We start from the raw sequence: 15,412 nt of genomic DNA, 5'->3' as shown, positions 1-15,412 counted from the left end.
AGTGGCTCCTGGATATGCGTGTATTTTAATAAAATATTTTGTAATTTATTTGTTTCAAATGGTAGATGTTTTTCTTCTTAAAGGGGCAATTATGAGGTAAATTATGCAAAAGCCCATTGCTGACATCATTCACCGAACTAGAATTGTAGCTTTTTTAATTTAGCAACAATCCGCCGAAGTAGCCGGATATGGTACCAGACCAAGCCACGGAATCTTGCCCAGCTGTGATTTAGATTAATTTCCTTCGCCGAATTTTGTGGAAAATGAACCGAAGCGACCGCAATAATATCTGGCAGGTTTATATATTCCTGTAGGACGAGATTTCCATCGCCTGCCAACACGATCTGTGAGTTCTTTTTCCTACATAACGGTGAAAAACATACTTCCCTTCATGCTTGGCCAATACATTACTTCCTAGTTGCAAAGGTTCCCCATAATAAGTCTGTAATATTACGCTATCTCCATCATGAATAAATGGACGCATGCTCCCTCCTTTGATGCGGATACGGACTTCCTTGCCATCGTCTAGCATACGCTGTACTTCGGCAAAATAGAGCACATTGGAGATAATACGTGTCTTATTGTCTTTCGAATGTTCAGCCATAAATTATTGATTGGGTTGAACAAAATATTGAATCACCGGTTGCAGGTAAGTGTCTTTCAATAGGACTTTCTTGTTTTCATCCAAGAGATATATTGTTGGCGAAGCTTTTAGATCGTAAAGATTGAAAGATAAAATTTTGCTATCACTGTCAAAGCCATTGATCCATTTTTCGGACATTTCTGGCATGTAATTTTTCCATTTACTGCGATCTCCCCAAGGGTCGATGGCTAATACTTGCACCTGTAGTTGCGAGAATAACTCAACTAATTGTGGCGTATCGCGGAGTTGGTGGATCGTCTCCTTACAATGGGCACAATCGGGGTCATAAAAGATCAAAAAGGTGAATTTTCCTTTAGTTTGTGATAGTTTCTGTTTTGTTCCATTGGCTAGCTCATAGCTAAAATCCTCAGCGGGTTGGCCTACCTTATTACGTAACACTAACTTGTAGACAGGTCTATAGGCCTCTTTCTCCAGATCCGATAATAAATCTGTTTTGATCATATAACGTAGAACAGACTCGTAGATGATGTCATTTCGCATCGGTGAATTACCATCATAGAGATAACGTTCGTATAGTTTGATAAAGTAGTCGAAACTGGTTCTATTGGATTTGGCTTTGTCTAACATCAGGTCTACCGCTTTGTCCCGCATAGCGGAATCAGGGTTTTTGATAATAATCCGATAAAATCAGCGAGCTGCTGCTCTCCTTTGTCTGGATTTTTAACCTGAGCAGTGTCTTTCATGTCGAATTTATCCCAGAAATGTAACAAGCCACTATCTGCGGCACTCATGGCACCCGCTTTTTGCGGTATTGTTTCGTTACTTTCTTTTTTGATTTATTATTTCCATCACAGGCCCATAAAAGACCTACAATCATGCCTATCGGCAACCAAAAACCAAGAGTTGAACTTTTCATTCTAATTTAATGCTTAACTTTGCTAAGTTAATAAAACTTTCAGGATTCCATTGACAGAATTAAAATGTAGGATGCCTATGTCGTTGCCTACTTGCCTTGATAGCCAGTTAAAATTAATGATAGTTAATATGATTAGGTTTAAAGCGTAGCAAAAGTTTCCTTTTTACGTTAGTCATCTGAATACCGAAAGATTTAAGTAAAGGGAATAAAACTGTTTCCTGCCACAAGAATGCTTTCTGTGTAAATTTTTAAACGATTTAATTAAATAGTTTTACTAATTTTGCGGCAAATGCCAATATATCGAATGAAAAAGTAATTTTATGGTTTTGCATGATCGGATTTGTGGGTTCAGTATACGCACAGACCAATCCTGCTAATATCAAAGTGGATAATCTTACGGATTCCCAGATAGAGCAATATGTAAAACAAGCTGCCTTAATGGGCTATGACGAAAGCCAACTGGATGGTTTCGCCCGTGCACAAGGGGTATCTGCTGTTGAAGTACAAAAGCTAAAAGAACGTTTGGCGAAAATTAAGCGCAAGAAACAACAACCTGATCAATCGCAGCGAACTAAGACGACCGCTACCACAGAGCGGGCAGTTGGTCGTCAAGTGGGTGGCGTAAATACGACAGATTCCTTACAAAATAAACGCAATAATAATCCCGATTCCGTTCAGCATGATGATGGAAAATTGAAGATTTTTGGCGCGGATCTGTTTAGAAATAATAGCATTACTTTTGAACCCAATCTCCGGATGGCGACACCAAGTTCTTATATCATTGGTCCTGATGATGAGATCTTATTGGATATCACAGGTGATAATGAAGCTTCTTATACACTTCCTGTCAGCCCAGATGGAATGATCAAGGTGGAATATGTTGGTCCGATTAATGTTGCGGGCTTATCGATAGCAGCAGCGAAGAGTAAGATTGAACAACGTTTGAGTGGAACCTACCCTGCAATCCGTTCAGGAAGGACCAATGTAAGTGTAACAATTGGTAATATCCGCACGATCCGCGTTACCTTGACCGGAGCTGTTACCAAACCGGGGACCTATAGTTTACCTTCTTTAGCAACAGTGTTCAATGCTCTCTATGCTTCTGGAGGCCCCAATAAAAATGGTACCTACCGTCAGATCCAGGTGATCCGTGGTAATCGTGTTGTCAGCACAATTGATGTTTATGATTTTTTAGCCAACGGTATCCAACAGGGCAATATTAGGCTACAGGATCAGGATATTATCCATATTCCTGTATACGGTGCACGGGTGCAATTTGAAGGTGAAGTAAAACGGCCTGCTATTTTCGAGACTGTAGCTGGAGAATCTTTATCCGATATCTTGCGTTATGCGGGTGATTTTACTGAGAATGCCTATACTGCTAAAATCAAGGTCTTGCAAACGACAGGACGTGAGCGCAGTGTCCAGGATGTATATGCTGATCAGTTCGCAAATTATACCCCTAAGGGTGGAGATCAATATGTTGTCGAGCCGATATTAGAACGTTATGCTAATCGGGTGTCTGTTCTTGGGGCAGTATTCCGTCCTGGTATTTTTGGATTGGAGTCCGGTCTGACACTCAAGCAAGTGCTTGAAATGGCAGATGGTGTGCGTGAGGATGCCTTTTTGGAACGAGGTATCATCAACCGCTTGAAAGCGGATAATAGTTCTGAACTGATCAATTTTAATGTACGCGAAGTATTAGCAGGAACAGTAGCCGACATTCCACTGAAGCGTGAGGACAAGATCGAAATCGCTTCTATTTTTGATCTGCGCGATGAATATAAATTCACTGTTCAAGGCGAAGTGCGTTTTCCTGGTGATTTACCTTTCGCTAGCAATGCAACGTTAGGTGACATTATTCAAAAGGCCGGTGGATTTACCGAGGCTGCAAAAATGCACGCGTGGAGATTGCCCGAAGACTTAATCAGCGCAATGCTGATGATCACAGTTCTTCGCAAACTATTTTAGTTGATATTAAAGATGGTATGCTGACAGATCCCAACATCGCATTGCAGCCTTATGATGTTATTTCAGTCTTGGGCGATGCAGGGTTCCGTACCCAACGACAAGTCGAGATCGAGGGCGAGGTGCTCTATCCGGGTATTTATACCATTTCACGTGAAGATGAACGTATTTCCGATATCATCAAGCGGGCGGGGGATTAACATCTTATGCCTATACAGAAGGTGCTTCTCTCAAACGTACGGGCATGTCCAAATTGAAAGCCGAAGAGAAAAAGAAAAAGAACGCGTGAAAAAGAATTGGAGCAGGATAGTTTGGAGGAAGAGGGAAATAGCAATAAGAAAAGTAAACAAGATAGGGAGACTGAGGAGGAAAATGCAGATAACTCAAAGGCTAAAAATACAGCATTGGCCAAGGTGTCACAGCAAGGAATGTCGGCTGCTGATGTTGAACCAAGTGATCTTGTTGGTATCGAGCTGAACAAAATACTGGAAAATCCTTATCAACGTGGCGATTTATTGGTTTTAGATGGGGATATAATTACTGTACCCAAAGAACTGGAGACAGTGAAGGTTGTCGGTGAAGTCTTGAACCCAAATAATGTGGTATATGTCAAAGGCAAGAGCCTGAAGTATTATGTCAATCAAGCTGGTGGTTTTACCGACAATGCTTTGAAAAAGCGTGTCTTTGTCCAGTATGCCAATGGCGCAGTAAAAGGGAAAGATGGAGGTTACCCTATGGTGAAGCCCGGAGCTGAGATTGTTGTTCCTAAACGTGCACCAAGAGAAAAGCTAAGTTCACAGGCTTGGATTGGTATTGGGACCGGGGTCGCTTCCACTCTAGCGATTATTATTAGTTTATTTAAATAATCAAAATATTGGAAAGTAAAAGAGATCGGTTAATGACCGAGGAGTTGTCAATTGGAGAATTGACATTAAAGATCAAGAGATGGTCATATTATTTATTGCACAAATGGTATATTATATTAACTCTAGGAATCCTTGGTGTCTTTCTCGGTTTTTTTATGCGAAATCAAGTAAAGCAGTTTATACTGCTACCACAACATTTGTTCTGGAATCAGGAGAAAGTGGTACAAGTGGGTTAGGGCAAGTGGCTGGGCTGGCAGCATTGGCTGGAATAGATTTCGGCACTTCAACTGGCGGGATTTTTCAGGGTGATAATTTGTTAGAATTATATAAATCTCGTAAAATGATTGAGGCCTCTTTATTAAGCAGGTTTAATTCGGATTCATCTTTGATCCTGTTGATTGATAGGTATTTGTCGGTAATGGGGTTAAGGAAAAATGGAAGAAGAAGAGTCCTGAATTGTTAGGAATTTCTTTTAGGGAACCTCATCAAAAACGTCAGCTTTGCAACGTGCGAAGGATAGTGTTATGAATAATGTAGTTTCTACAATTAGAGATAAATATTTAATTGTTGATAAGGTAGATAAAAAGCTTTCCATAATTAAGGTGGAGGTGAAGTCGTTTGATGAAATTTTTGCTAAAGATTTTAACAGTGCATTAGTTAAAACAGTAAATGACTTTTATGTGGAAACAAAAACGAAAAAATCACAGGATAATATAAAAATTTTACAACATAAAACCGATTCAGTGCGCGGGATCATGAATGGAGCAATAACTTCGGCAGCCGTTATTGTTGATAATACGCCTAACCTCAACCCGACCAAACAAGCGCAGCGGATTATCCCGACCCAGCGTTCACAGTTTTCAGCTGAAACAAATAAAGCAATACTTAGTCAACTGATTCAGAATTTAGAGATGGCAAAAATGTCCCTCATGCGTGAAACCCCGTTGATACAAGTTATTGATGATCCAGTTCTACCACTATATAAGCAGTCAATAGGCTTATTTAAAGGGGTTTTTCTTGGAGGGATATTGGGTTTAATGCTTTCACTATTTTTTCTAACAGTTTCATTTGTTTTTAAAAGGTCATTGAATGTATAACCGTACAAGTAGATTAAAAAATAATATCTCTTATTCGTTGTTATTCAAGGGTTTGAGTGTTATGGCTACATTGGCTTTGGTACCCGTGACGTTGAATTTTGTGAATAAAGAGCAATATGGATTGTGGTTGGTCTTAAGTAGTATAATTGGCTGGTTTAATTTTTTTCGATATAGGACTTGGAAACGGTCTTAAGACTAAATTAACAGAATCAATCACTGATGGCGACCTTGTTAGGGCGAAAAAATATGTAAGTACTACTTATTTGCTTTTGTTATATATCTCATTAGGATTATTTCTATTATTTATTAGCTGTCAATTTTTTGTCAAATGGCAAAATATATTAAATGCTCATTTTATGACAGAGAGCGAATTGAAAGTTGTTGCATTCGTGATTTTTTTTTCTTTTACCTTTCAATTTGTTTTAAACACTATCATCACTGTCGCAGCTTCAAATCAAAATACTATAGTCGGATCTGTAATTAATCTTTTGATTAACTGCCTGTCTCTTTTTGTGATTTTTTTACTTACGATGTATGTGAAAAAGGCTCATTGGAAATGCTTGCTGTGCCTATGGCATTAAGTCCAGTGATTGTTTTATTGACGGCTAATTTTTTCCTATTTAAAGGAAGATATAAATCCATTTCTCCTAGTTTTTATTCTTTTGATTCGACTTTATTAAGAGATATATTTCAGTTAGGCTGGAAGTTCTTTGTTATTCAACTCGGGTTGATTCTAGTGTACAATATTGATAATTTAATTATTACCCAGCTATTTGGCCCAACTGCTGTTACCACCTATAATATAGCGTATAGATATTTTAGTGTTATAACGATGTTATCAGGAATCGTTATGGCTCCTTTATGGACAGCTTTTGGGGAGGCATATCGGATTGAGGATCATGCATGGATAAAAAAACGATAAAAAAATGCAGTTTTTGGTCTTGGGACTGGGATTTCTCGCTTGCATTATGGCACTTTTTCGCGTTTCGCATATAAATTATGGTTGGGAACTGAAATAGATTCGCCAGTTTTACTTTCATGGATTCTGGCTATCTATACTGTTCTAAATGCATTTAGGACAATTTATATTTATTATCTGAATGGTCTTGGCATAATTAGCCTCCAAGTTATTTTGGTCGTTGTTGTGGGGGTATTGAATGTACCACTTGGGATTCTATTTGGACATTGGCTAGGCCTTTCGGGTGTCGTCTTGGCGACCCTGATCTTAAGTGCGGCCTCAGCTATCGTAGAATATATGCAATATCAGAAGCTGATCGCTGGCACAGCGGTTGGTATTTGGAAAAAATAATCTATTATGGGAGCACTATTATTAACAGGCTGTATTCTTCCCAATGGAATGGTTTTAACAGCCTTACAGGACGCAGAAATGAGAAAGCATCAGTATATAGATGCCATCCGTTTCTACCTGAGAGCGACCGATCTTCCTATTGTATTTGCGGAGAATTCAGGAACAGACATCTCTAGTGCATTTGATGCTGATGAAAAGAAACGTATTGAATTCATTACTTTTTTAGCAACGACTATGATCGGAACCTAGGAAAAGGCTATGGTGAAATGTTGATTTTATTACATGCTCTTGAGAAGTCAAAATTTATAGCGGATGGAACCTATGTATGCAAAATTACGGGAAGGTATCAAATAACAAATATTCAAAATTTACTTGAATCATTTAATCACGAAAAAGTTGATATATATGGATTGGATAAGTTTAATTTTCAATTTATTGATTCACGAATTTTTATTGCAAGAAAAGATTTTTATTCTGATTTTCTATTCAAGTTTTTAAGCCAATTGAATGATAGTGAGGGTGTCTATTTTGAGCATTGTTTGGCCAAGGCTGTATTACATGCTATGGCCTCGGGGTTAATATTTATACCATTCAAATATCTGCCTAGAATAATGGGGCAATCTGGTACTGACGGCAGGTTTTATAACTCTTCTATTTTCCATTGGTTGCCACGAAATTTGATTCAACTACTTCGGTTTTATTTACATAAAATAAATTTATAAAATGAGCGCATTGCCAAAGATATCTATTGTCACCATTGTCTTTAATGATGTAACGAATATTGAAAGAACAATTAAAAATGTATTGTTTGAGCAAGATTATATTAATAAAGAATATATAGTTATTGATGGAGGGTCTACTGATGGAACCTTGGAAATAATTGAGAAATACCGTGATAAGATAGCCGTTTTTATTAGTGAGAAGGATAGAGGAATCAGTGATGCTTTTAATAAAGGGATAAGGCGTGCGTCCGGGGATGTTATTGGCTTGATTAATTCGGGCGATTATTATGAACCTAATATTTTAGAAGATATTGCACGATTGTTCGCTGAAAACAAATCGGGTAAAGACTTTAAGGTTGTTCATGGAAGACTATCTCTATTTGATCGGGAGATAAGTAAAGTTTATGCTCCTAAGGCCTTGGAAACTTTTGTGTTCCAAATGCCTATTTGGCATCCTACTTGTTTTGTATCCCGGAATGTGTATGTTGCATTCCAATATGATCTGAGTTATAAAGTTGCGATGGATTACGAATTATTTTCCCGGATATACGCAGAAAAAGGGGAGTTTTATTTTTGGATAAAACAATCGCTCATATGAACACTGAAGGAATCAGTAACGTAAATGCTGTCAAAGGATTCAACGAGGTTTACAAAGCATCTATCAATAATCTAAATGTTGGTTCCTGGAAAGCTTATCTTTATAGAGAATATAGGAAGACTTTGTTTCTCATTGTAAATCTCAAAAAAGGATATGTTAGGTGTACTTTTTTATTTGTTATATTTTCTGATTATAGTATCCACCGTTTACTTTTTTTTAAAGAAATCAATTGGACTTATATATCCGTTGATTATAACGGCGCAGTTTAATGTAACTTCAATAATAAAGGTTGGCATCACAGTTTCTTTTTTGAATTAAATCTTTTCTACTATTACTTTTAATTCTGTTATTTCAAAAGCAAGATCTGAAAGCTTATTTGGCTAAAACACGTTTGTTTTTGCCTGATTTTATTTGGATCATATTCCTTGTTTTTTCGCTAATTTCTATTATTTTAGGTTCCATAAGGGTTGCATTTGGGGACTTATTCCCCGATCCATATATGAGTCCGATCCCCTCATTAGAGGGCTGATGTCTCTTAATAAACTTTTTGTATTTCTTCCGGTTTTTTTATTGTACGAAACTACCTTATAGAAACATTTGATGTCGAACGGATAAATAGAAATTTTCTAAGGGCTATGATATTAGCAGGCATATTACCGTCAATTGCAGTTCTTTTACAATATTCTGGGATAGGCTTTATATTAATTCATAATAACCCTTCCTTTTCAGAAACATTTAGAATTGAGGATTATTTAGGAGCCAGGCCCGCAGGTTTGACCAATGAAGCGTCTTTTTTGTATACCAATTGTTCTTTTCTAATCTGGCACTTTTTTATGCCTTTAGAAAACGTTTAATTAAATTAAACATATTAATCGCAGTTGGAATATTGTTTTTTATTTGTGTTATTTTATCAATTTCAAGGCTGGGGCAATTGCTATTTTTGATTTTTTATGCGATCGAATTTGGTCGATATATTAACATTTTTAGTTTGAAGGGTGCTATAAAATCCCTATTTGTTTTGCCGGTTGTTTTAGCACTTGTTTATATATTAAGTACAATGTCCATTGGTGGGTTTAATATTGGCGCGAGGTTTATAAGTGCTTTCGAGGTTGAGGCGGATTTGTCCACCATAGAGAGGTATGGAAGCTCCCAGGCTCTTTTTAATTTGCTAAAGGATAAATCTTTACTCTTGGGAGTTGGCATGTACAATTTCCAATATTATATTAAAGATTATCTACCTGCTTATATGGATGTTTTGTACTATCCAAGAGGAGCTAGTCCAGCTTCTTTTAATTTTGTTCTGCAAATGATTGTCGAGCTTGGATTGATTCTCTTTTTGATATATATGCTTCTAACTTGTCTGATTTTGCAACGAACGGCAAATTCTTTTATTAGATTTTGGTATTTTTATCTGTTTTTATTTTCTCTATCTTTCCAAACCTTGAATTTTTCTATCCCTTTTTGATTATGTTTTTTGTTTTTAAAAATGAAGAGAATAGCCTTTGTAATTGATCGGCCTAATTTATATGGAAGCGAACTTCATGTGCTGAAATTGATAGAAATGTTAAAAGAGCATTATGAGATTCATCTTATCGCATTTAGCGAAGGTCCCTTACTTGAGAAAATACCTAAAGATATTTCTGTAAAGGTTATAAAAATGAGCTGGTTTTCTAAAAAATCAGTGACAAGTCTATATAAATATATTAAGCAAAGAGGTTTCGATTATATACATGGGCATCAGCCTAAAGCCATTTGTGGACAGCGATTATAGGCAAGCTGGCTGGTATCAAGGCAATTATTACAGTTCATTCATTACCAGAGAATAACAGGGATTCCCATACAGGCTTTATCAGAAGACTAACGGTATTTACATTTCATACACTTGTTTTATTTTTATCTGAGCTTCTCTCCTATAAAATTATTTACCTTACATCCTTTGGTTTCGCAAGATCCAGCTTTAGATATAAGGCCTCATGTATCCCGAATTGGGTTGTCCCCAATACTTCTGTGTTTAGGATAGATCAAAATGAACCCTTACGATTGATTAGTGTAGGGAGTATAAGCTATCAAAAAGGTACAGATCGAATGCTGGATTCCTTAGGGCTAATAAAAGATTATCAGTGGTCATTGGATATTGTTGGGGAGGTGAAGAGCAATATGTCGAAATGCTAAAGAAACAGGCTTCAAGTTTAGGGATTGTAGATAAAATCAGATTTTTGGGATATAGGTCAGATGTTGATGAACTCTTATCACAATCAGATTATTTTATTCTGTTATCTAGAGGCGAAACATTCGGTATGGTATATTTAGAAGCAATGAATTCAGGTCTATCAATTATTGCATGGGATATTCCGGCTGTAAAAGAGATTGTTCCATCAGAAAATTTAATCATGAATGATATTCGTAATATCAGAAGGCTTTTTGAACCAGGATATTCTTCATTATACCACAATAGGCAGTTGATTAATTTAGCACGTATAAAAGACCGTTTTTCTATAGATTTGGTAAGAAAGGAGTATTGGGAAATTTATGATTAAGTTTTATTTGTTTGTTGTGTTTGAATATTTTCTTCATCTCCTTCATATAAAAAGAGTAGGACGAATTGAAATCCAGAGAAGAGAGAGAAATCCTATTTTAGATAATGAAATAATCTTTCATACCCATGAATGGGCTGGATACTGCTTTGAACGCCATAAGGAGATAAAATATACTGGAAATAAGTTCGTGTGTGGATTGAAATTCTATTTTGACAAATTCAATAGCTATAAAGGAGCTAACTCGATAAAAGGAATCTTGACCGTCTCTGATTTAACTGAACAGTATGAGTCTAGACTTAAACAGCAAGGATTCTATAATGATAAAGTGAAAATTTATGCAGTTCCGAATTGTGGTATGGATTTTAGCGGATATAGTTTTGTGGCAAAAATATAATTGATGCAACCAATAAATATATCTTCTTGACAAACTCATCTGTAAACGGAGAGTCTGACAGCTTTATCGATGACTACATCAGTGTTTTTAACAAAAATCCTAATTTAGGATTATTAGGTATATCCTACAGTTCCAAAGTTTATCAATCTTTGATAAGAAGCAATTATACACCCCATGTTCAGAGTTTTTTCTTATTGACGACGACTGATATCTTGAGGGAAATACTTCTGGCTAATGGGGCGATTTTCCAGGAGAAAAAGAAAGTTTTAAACTATCTATAATAAGATTTGGGAGGCTAAACTGTCACAGATTGTTTCGTCGTTAGGTTACGATATTGGAATAATTAATGAAATGGGGCTACTGCAAATTTTACCATCAATAAAAGATTCATCTTTAGTTGATGGCGATTATCGTCTTTTCGTTAAAAAGCCTAATTTTGTAAATAAAGTTTCTTATGAATAGAGTTTTATTTGTCATTTTTGTTGTTCTTGCAATTTGTAATCTATCTTGTACAGCACAGTCAGACAATAGAACGGAATCGAGAAAAGATATTTCTGATTATGTTTTAAATGTAAAAGACTTCGGAGCACTGGGAGATGGAAGTACTGATGATACAGATGCTCTACAAAAGGCTTTGGATAAGGGAACAGGTAAGTCTGTTTTTTTTCCAAGAGGAGATTATGTAATTAGTAAGCCCTTGGTTATACCTAATTCTGTAAAGATACTCGGTGAAGGAGATGTTGGAGGAGTGGGAGGGATGGTGATTCGGTCGAAAGTCGGCAAAAATTACGAAGTATTTTTACAGCCCAAAAGAATATGCTAGAGGATGTTATTATTGAGAATATAAGAACATTGGGAAGTAAATATGGGATTTACCTAAATGTCTCCCATGAGGGAGCATTTACGAAGGTAAAGATCTATAATAGTGTCTTTCAGGAGCATGATGTCTGTATTTTTGTTGAAGGATCACAGCAATACGGAATGTATGCCAATATTATTCGAGATTCCTATTTTAAATCTTCTCGTATAGGTATATTTTGCGAAGGTGTGTACAACATCAATATTGTAGAGGCTAATGGATTTGAAAATATGCAAGAAGGCTATTTACATCTGGGCGTAAACGGGAAAACAGCTTTGGGGAATACATTTTTACGAAATAGATGTGAAGGTGTGAGCGATTCAAAAAATGGGCTCAGTTTATCTCTTAATAAGGCTACATACGGATTTGACATTACAGGTAATTATTTTGAAAATAGTTTTCAAAATTTACTACAGTTAAATGGGGCTAGAAATGTTCTTTTTAATAACAATATCTCCACTTCGGATTCTGCAGAAGCATTTTATTTATTAAAGGTTGGGAAAGGTCAAGCGTCTATCACAAATAATGTAGGATTGACAGGAATTATCATCGATACTGAACCAGAAGGTTTAATTTCACAAATAGAAGGAAACAGTTTTTAAACTATTCAGAAAGAGTAATTGAAAAGAACGTAGGACGTGTAAATAATATTTATAATAAGAGATTAGATACAGAAAAATAAGAAAGGGGAAATGAAAATAGCATTAATTACGGGGATAACCGGTCAAGATGGCTCCTATTTAGCAGAGCTTTTATTGGAAAAGGGATACATGGTTCATGGTATAAAGAGGCGAGCATCATCTTTTAATACACAAAGAATCGATCATCTTTATGTTGATCAACATGAACAGCATGTTCGTTTTAAATTACATTATGGAGATCTTACCGATTCTACAAATCTTATCCGTATCATTCAGGAGGTCCAACCGGATGAGATCTATAATTTAGAGCAATGTCTCATGTAAAAGTGTCCTTTGATTCTCCGGAATATGTAGCAAATGTAGATGGAATTGGGACTTTACGCATTCTAGAGGCTGTACGTATATTAGGTCTTGAAAAAGAACACGTATTTATCAAGCCTCAACATCTGAGCTATATGGTGGCTTAGCTGCGAATAAAAATGAAAAGGGATTTTACGATGAAAATTCTCCCTTTTATCCACGCTCACCTTATGGTGTTGCAAAAATTTATGGTTTTTGGATTACTAAAAATTATCGTGAAGCGTATAATATATTCGCCTGTAATGGTATTTTATTCAATCATGAATCTCCTCGTCGAGGCGAAACATTTGTCACGCGCAAAATTACAATGGCAGCAGCGGCGATAGCTTTAGGAAAACAAGATTGTCTGTATTTAGGCAATTTAGATGCTAAAAGGGATTGGGGACATGCTAAGGATTATGTGGAAGCAATGTGGCTGATATTGCAGCAGGATCAACCTGAGGACTATGTGATTGCTACAGGTGTAACTACCACAGTTCGTGATTTTATCAGCATGTCTTTTGCGCAGGTTGGAATAGAACTCGATTTTCGCGGAGAAGGTATAGAAGAAAAAGCATTTATCAAAACATGCAGTAATCCTGACTTTAGTCTCGAAATTGGAAAACAGGTCGTTGCAATTGATCCGACTTACTTTAGACCAACTGAGGTAGATCTTTTGATCGGTGATCCTACAAAATCAAAAACCAAGCTCGGTTGGCAACCAAAATACGATCTAGCGGGATTAGTAAAAGAGATGATGGAAGCCGATCTGGATAGATTGAAAAAATAAGAAGAGGAAAAAGAGCTTATGAATAAAAGTGATAAAATATATATCGCTGGGCATCGGGGAATGGTGGGGTCCGCGATAGTAAGAGAACTAGTGAAGCAAGGATATCATAATTTTGTGTCAAGAACATCCGCAGAGCTAGATTTACGTGATTCAAATGGTGTTGCCCATTTCTTTGAGCGAGAGAAACCGAGCTATGTTTTTCTTGCCGCAGCGAAGGTAGGTGGAATAATTGCCAATAATACTTATCGAGCAGATTTTATCTATGAAAATCTGATGATTCAGAATAACGTTATTCATCAATCTTATTTGAATGGTGTGAATAAGCTCATGTTTTTGGGCTCATCTTGTATTTACCCAAAGTTGGCCCCCAACCTTTGAAGGAAGAATATTTATTGACCGGCGAATTGGAACCTACCAATGAGCCCTATGCGATTGCTAAGATTGCTGGTATCAAAATGTGCGATGCCTATCGGTCGCAATATGGATGTAATTTTATTTCCGTCATGCCAACAAATCTCTATGGGCCAAATGACAATTACGATCTGAACAACTCTCATGTACTTCCTGCAATGATACGTAAATTTATTACGGCGAAAAGAGAGCGGCATGACCAAGTTGTGATTTGGGGAAGCGGAACTCCCCTTCGTGAATTTTTGCATGCTGATGATTTAGCAAATGCCTGTGTTTTCCTTATGGAAAATTATAATGGAGCAGGCTTAGTCAATATTGGCGTGGGAGAGGATATTTCGATCTATAATTTAGCTATATTGATTAAGGAAATTGTTGGGTTTGAAGGGGAAATAGTACTCGATAGTACCAAACCAAATGGAACGCCTCGTAAATTAATGGATGTGTCCAAAATCAATGGAATAGGATGGCAAGCTAAAATTTCTCTGCGAGAAGGTATTGAGTCTGTTTATCAAGAGGTAAAATCCAAATTTTAAAATTAATGGTTATTGTAACAGGTTCAATCGTTTTATATCGGAATGAAAGAAATGTTCTCTTGGAGGCTATTGGAAGTTTTCTTCAATCGGGTTTAGTAATAAAGTTATATCTCATTGATAATTCACCTACAGATGAGCTGAAAGATATTGTCATCGATGCGAGAATTGAATATATACACAATCCATCAAACCCTGGATTTGGGGCTGGGCATAATATTGCATTGAAATCGGCTATTCAACAAGGGGTGACATATCATCTTATTTTAAACCCTGATGTTTATTACGCCGAAAGTGTATTGGAAGAATTGACTGATTATCTGGAGAAGAATACAGATATTGGCAATATTATGCCTAAGGTACTCTATCCAAATAATGAGATCCAGCGGCTGTGCAAGTTGCTGCCTACACCCTACGATTGGATAGGCAGAAGGTTTAACCCGTTTAACAAAATGGTCGAACGGAGAAATGATCTTTTGAACTTAGATTTACAGGGTATGACCGTATTATGGATGTACCCTATTTATCGGGCTGTTTTATGTATCTGCGAATCTCGGCATTGAAGGAAATTGGGCTTTTTGATGAAGGAATATTTATGTATGGTGAAGAGACCGACTTATGTAGACGATTAATAGATGCGAAGTATCGTACTGTATTCTACCCGAAAGTTCATATTTATCATCATTTTGAAAAAGGATCACACAAATCGTGGCGGTTGACCAAAATAGGAATGCAATCAGCAATATACTATTTTAATAAATGGGGCTGGTTTTTTGATAAAAAAGAGATATTATTAATAAGAATATATTATCAAAATTAAAATTTTGATAA

General features: G+C 36.5%; 21 protein-coding genes and 2 pseudogenes. 20 read left to right on the top strand and 3 right to left on the bottom strand.

Features of this window, described 5'->3' with window-relative positions:
* Positions 1 to 298: 298 nt before the first annotated feature.
* Genes KUH03_RS18670 through KUH03_RS18660 form a run of 3 tightly spaced genes read right to left on the bottom strand, consistent with a single transcriptional unit; the run spans position 299 to position 1,395 of the window.
* Complete coding sequence (locus KUH03_RS18670; protein WP_257095677.1) at positions 299 to 604, bottom strand: S24/S26 family peptidase; 306 nt, start codon at positions 602 to 604, stop codon at positions 299 to 301.
* A gap of 3 nt (positions 605 to 607) precedes the next feature.
* Complete coding sequence (locus tag KUH03_RS18665) at positions 608 to 1,255, bottom strand: DUF5106 domain-containing protein (RefSeq protein ID WP_257095675.1); 648 nt, start codon at positions 1,253 to 1,255, stop codon at positions 608 to 610.
* A complete protein-coding gene (locus KUH03_RS18660; RefSeq protein ID WP_257095673.1) occupies positions 1,237 to 1,395 on the bottom strand; it encodes a DUF5106 domain-containing protein in 159 nt (52 codons plus the stop codon). Before KUH03_RS18660 ends, KUH03_RS18665 begins: the two co-directional genes overlap by 19 nt.
* 467 nt (positions 1,396 to 1,862) lie before the next feature.
* Between KUH03_RS18660 and KUH03_RS18655 the strand changes: the two genes are divergently transcribed.
* From KUH03_RS18655 to KUH03_RS18560, 20 genes and pseudogenes are all read left to right on the top strand, one after another.
* Complete coding sequence (locus tag KUH03_RS18655; RefSeq protein ID WP_257095671.1) at positions 1,863 to 3,491, top strand: SLBB domain-containing protein; 1,629 nt, start codon at positions 1,863 to 1,865, stop codon at positions 3,489 to 3,491.
* Positions 3,492 to 3,508: 17 nt separating this feature from the next.
* Positions 3,509 to 3,688 carry a hypothetical protein gene (locus KUH03_RS18650; protein WP_257095669.1) on the top strand — a complete coding sequence of 60 codons (180 nt, stop codon included), beginning with the start codon at positions 3,509 to 3,511 and terminating at the stop codon, positions 3,686 to 3,688.
* A 96-nt stretch (positions 3,689 to 3,784) separates the two neighbouring features.
* Positions 3,785 to 4,354 carry an SLBB domain-containing protein gene (locus tag KUH03_RS18645; protein WP_257095667.1) on the top strand — a complete coding sequence of 190 codons (570 nt, stop codon included), beginning with the start codon at positions 3,785 to 3,787 and terminating at the stop codon, positions 4,352 to 4,354.
* A 79-nt stretch (positions 4,355 to 4,433) separates the two neighbouring features.
* Complete coding sequence (locus tag KUH03_RS18640) at positions 4,434 to 4,817, top strand: hypothetical protein (RefSeq protein WP_257095665.1); 384 nt, start codon at positions 4,434 to 4,436, stop codon at positions 4,815 to 4,817.
* Between the two features lie 61 nt (positions 4,818 to 4,878).
* Positions 4,879 to 5,451, top strand: a complete 573-nt coding sequence (locus tag KUH03_RS18635) for a hypothetical protein (protein ID WP_257095664.1) — start codon at positions 4,879 to 4,881, stop codon at positions 5,449 to 5,451.
* Between the two features lie 556 nt (positions 5,452 to 6,007).
* On the top strand, positions 6,008 to 6,373 hold the full coding sequence (locus KUH03_RS18630) for an oligosaccharide flippase family protein (RefSeq protein WP_257097099.1): 366 nt from the start codon (positions 6,008 to 6,010) through the stop codon (positions 6,371 to 6,373).
* An 81-nt stretch (positions 6,374 to 6,454) separates the two neighbouring features.
* On the top strand, positions 6,455 to 6,760 hold the full coding sequence (locus KUH03_RS18625; RefSeq protein WP_257095662.1) for a hypothetical protein: 306 nt from the start codon (positions 6,455 to 6,457) through the stop codon (positions 6,758 to 6,760).
* Positions 6,761 to 6,766: 6 nt separating this feature from the next.
* A complete protein-coding gene (locus tag KUH03_RS18620) occupies positions 6,767 to 7,009 on the top strand; it encodes a hypothetical protein (protein ID WP_257095659.1) in 243 nt (80 codons plus the stop codon).
* 17 nt (positions 7,010 to 7,026) lie between these two features.
* Positions 7,027 to 7,482, top strand: coding sequence for a hypothetical protein (locus KUH03_RS18615; protein WP_257095657.1), 456 nt, complete (start codon positions 7,027 to 7,029; stop codon positions 7,480 to 7,482).
* Position 7,483: 1 nt separating this feature from the next.
* Positions 7,484 to 8,080 carry a glycosyltransferase family 2 protein gene (locus KUH03_RS18610; protein ID WP_257095655.1) on the top strand — a complete coding sequence of 199 codons (597 nt, stop codon included), beginning with the start codon at positions 7,484 to 7,486 and terminating at the stop codon, positions 8,078 to 8,080.
* A gap of 805 nt (positions 8,081 to 8,885) precedes the next feature.
* Positions 8,886 to 9,545 (top strand): O-antigen ligase family protein, encoded by a 660-nt coding sequence (locus KUH03_RS18605; protein ID WP_257095653.1) that lies wholly within the window; start codon positions 8,886 to 8,888, stop codon positions 9,543 to 9,545.
* Between the two features lie 21 nt (positions 9,546 to 9,566).
* Positions 9,567 to 9,851, top strand: coding sequence for a glycosyltransferase (locus KUH03_RS18600; protein WP_257095651.1), 285 nt, complete (start codon positions 9,567 to 9,569; stop codon positions 9,849 to 9,851).
* Positions 9,852 to 10,200: 349 nt separating this feature from the next.
* Positions 10,201 to 10,617, top strand: coding sequence for a glycosyltransferase family 4 protein (locus KUH03_RS18595; protein WP_257095649.1), 417 nt, complete (start codon positions 10,201 to 10,203; stop codon positions 10,615 to 10,617).
* Positions 10,610 to 11,011 (top strand): hypothetical protein, encoded by a 402-nt coding sequence (locus KUH03_RS18590; protein WP_257095648.1) that lies wholly within the window; start codon positions 10,610 to 10,612, stop codon positions 11,009 to 11,011. Before KUH03_RS18595 ends, KUH03_RS18590 begins: the two co-directional genes overlap by 8 nt.
* A 454-nt stretch (positions 11,012 to 11,465) precedes the next feature.
* Positions 11,466 to 11,834 carry a glycosyl hydrolase family 28-related protein gene (locus KUH03_RS18585; RefSeq protein WP_257095646.1) on the top strand — a complete coding sequence of 123 codons (369 nt, stop codon included), beginning with the start codon at positions 11,466 to 11,468 and terminating at the stop codon, positions 11,832 to 11,834.
* Positions 11,828 to 12,472: a NosD domain-containing protein gene (locus KUH03_RS18580; protein ID WP_257095644.1), complete on the top strand. Its 645-nt coding sequence runs from the start codon at positions 11,828 to 11,830 to the stop codon at positions 12,470 to 12,472. The genes KUH03_RS18585 and KUH03_RS18580 overlap by 7 nt, the downstream gene beginning before the upstream one ends.
* Positions 12,473 to 12,562: 90 nt before the next feature.
* Positions 12,563 to 13,640 (top strand): annotated as a pseudogene (gmd, locus tag KUH03_RS18575) (GDP-mannose 4,6-dehydratase).
* 18 nt (positions 13,641 to 13,658) lie between these two features.
* Positions 13,659 to 14,584, top strand: a pseudogene (locus KUH03_RS18570) (GDP-L-fucose synthase family protein).
* 5 nt (positions 14,585 to 14,589) lie between these two features.
* Positions 14,590 to 15,144, top strand: coding sequence for a glycosyltransferase (locus KUH03_RS18565; RefSeq protein ID WP_257095642.1), 555 nt, complete (start codon positions 14,590 to 14,592; stop codon positions 15,142 to 15,144).
* Positions 15,090 to 15,401 (top strand): glycosyltransferase family 2 protein, encoded by a 312-nt coding sequence (locus KUH03_RS18560; RefSeq protein ID WP_306429631.1) that lies wholly within the window; start codon positions 15,090 to 15,092, stop codon positions 15,399 to 15,401. Before KUH03_RS18565 ends, KUH03_RS18560 begins: the two co-directional genes overlap by 55 nt.
* Positions 15,402 to 15,412: the final 11 nt, after the last annotated feature.

This window comes from Sphingobacterium sp. E70, from assembly GCF_019285695.1.
Lineage (GTDB): Bacteria > Bacteroidota > Bacteroidia > Sphingobacteriales > Sphingobacteriaceae > Sphingobacterium > Sphingobacterium detergens.
The sequence above is the reverse complement of the archived record's forward strand: the minus strand, read 5'-3'. Positions and strand labels throughout refer to the sequence as shown.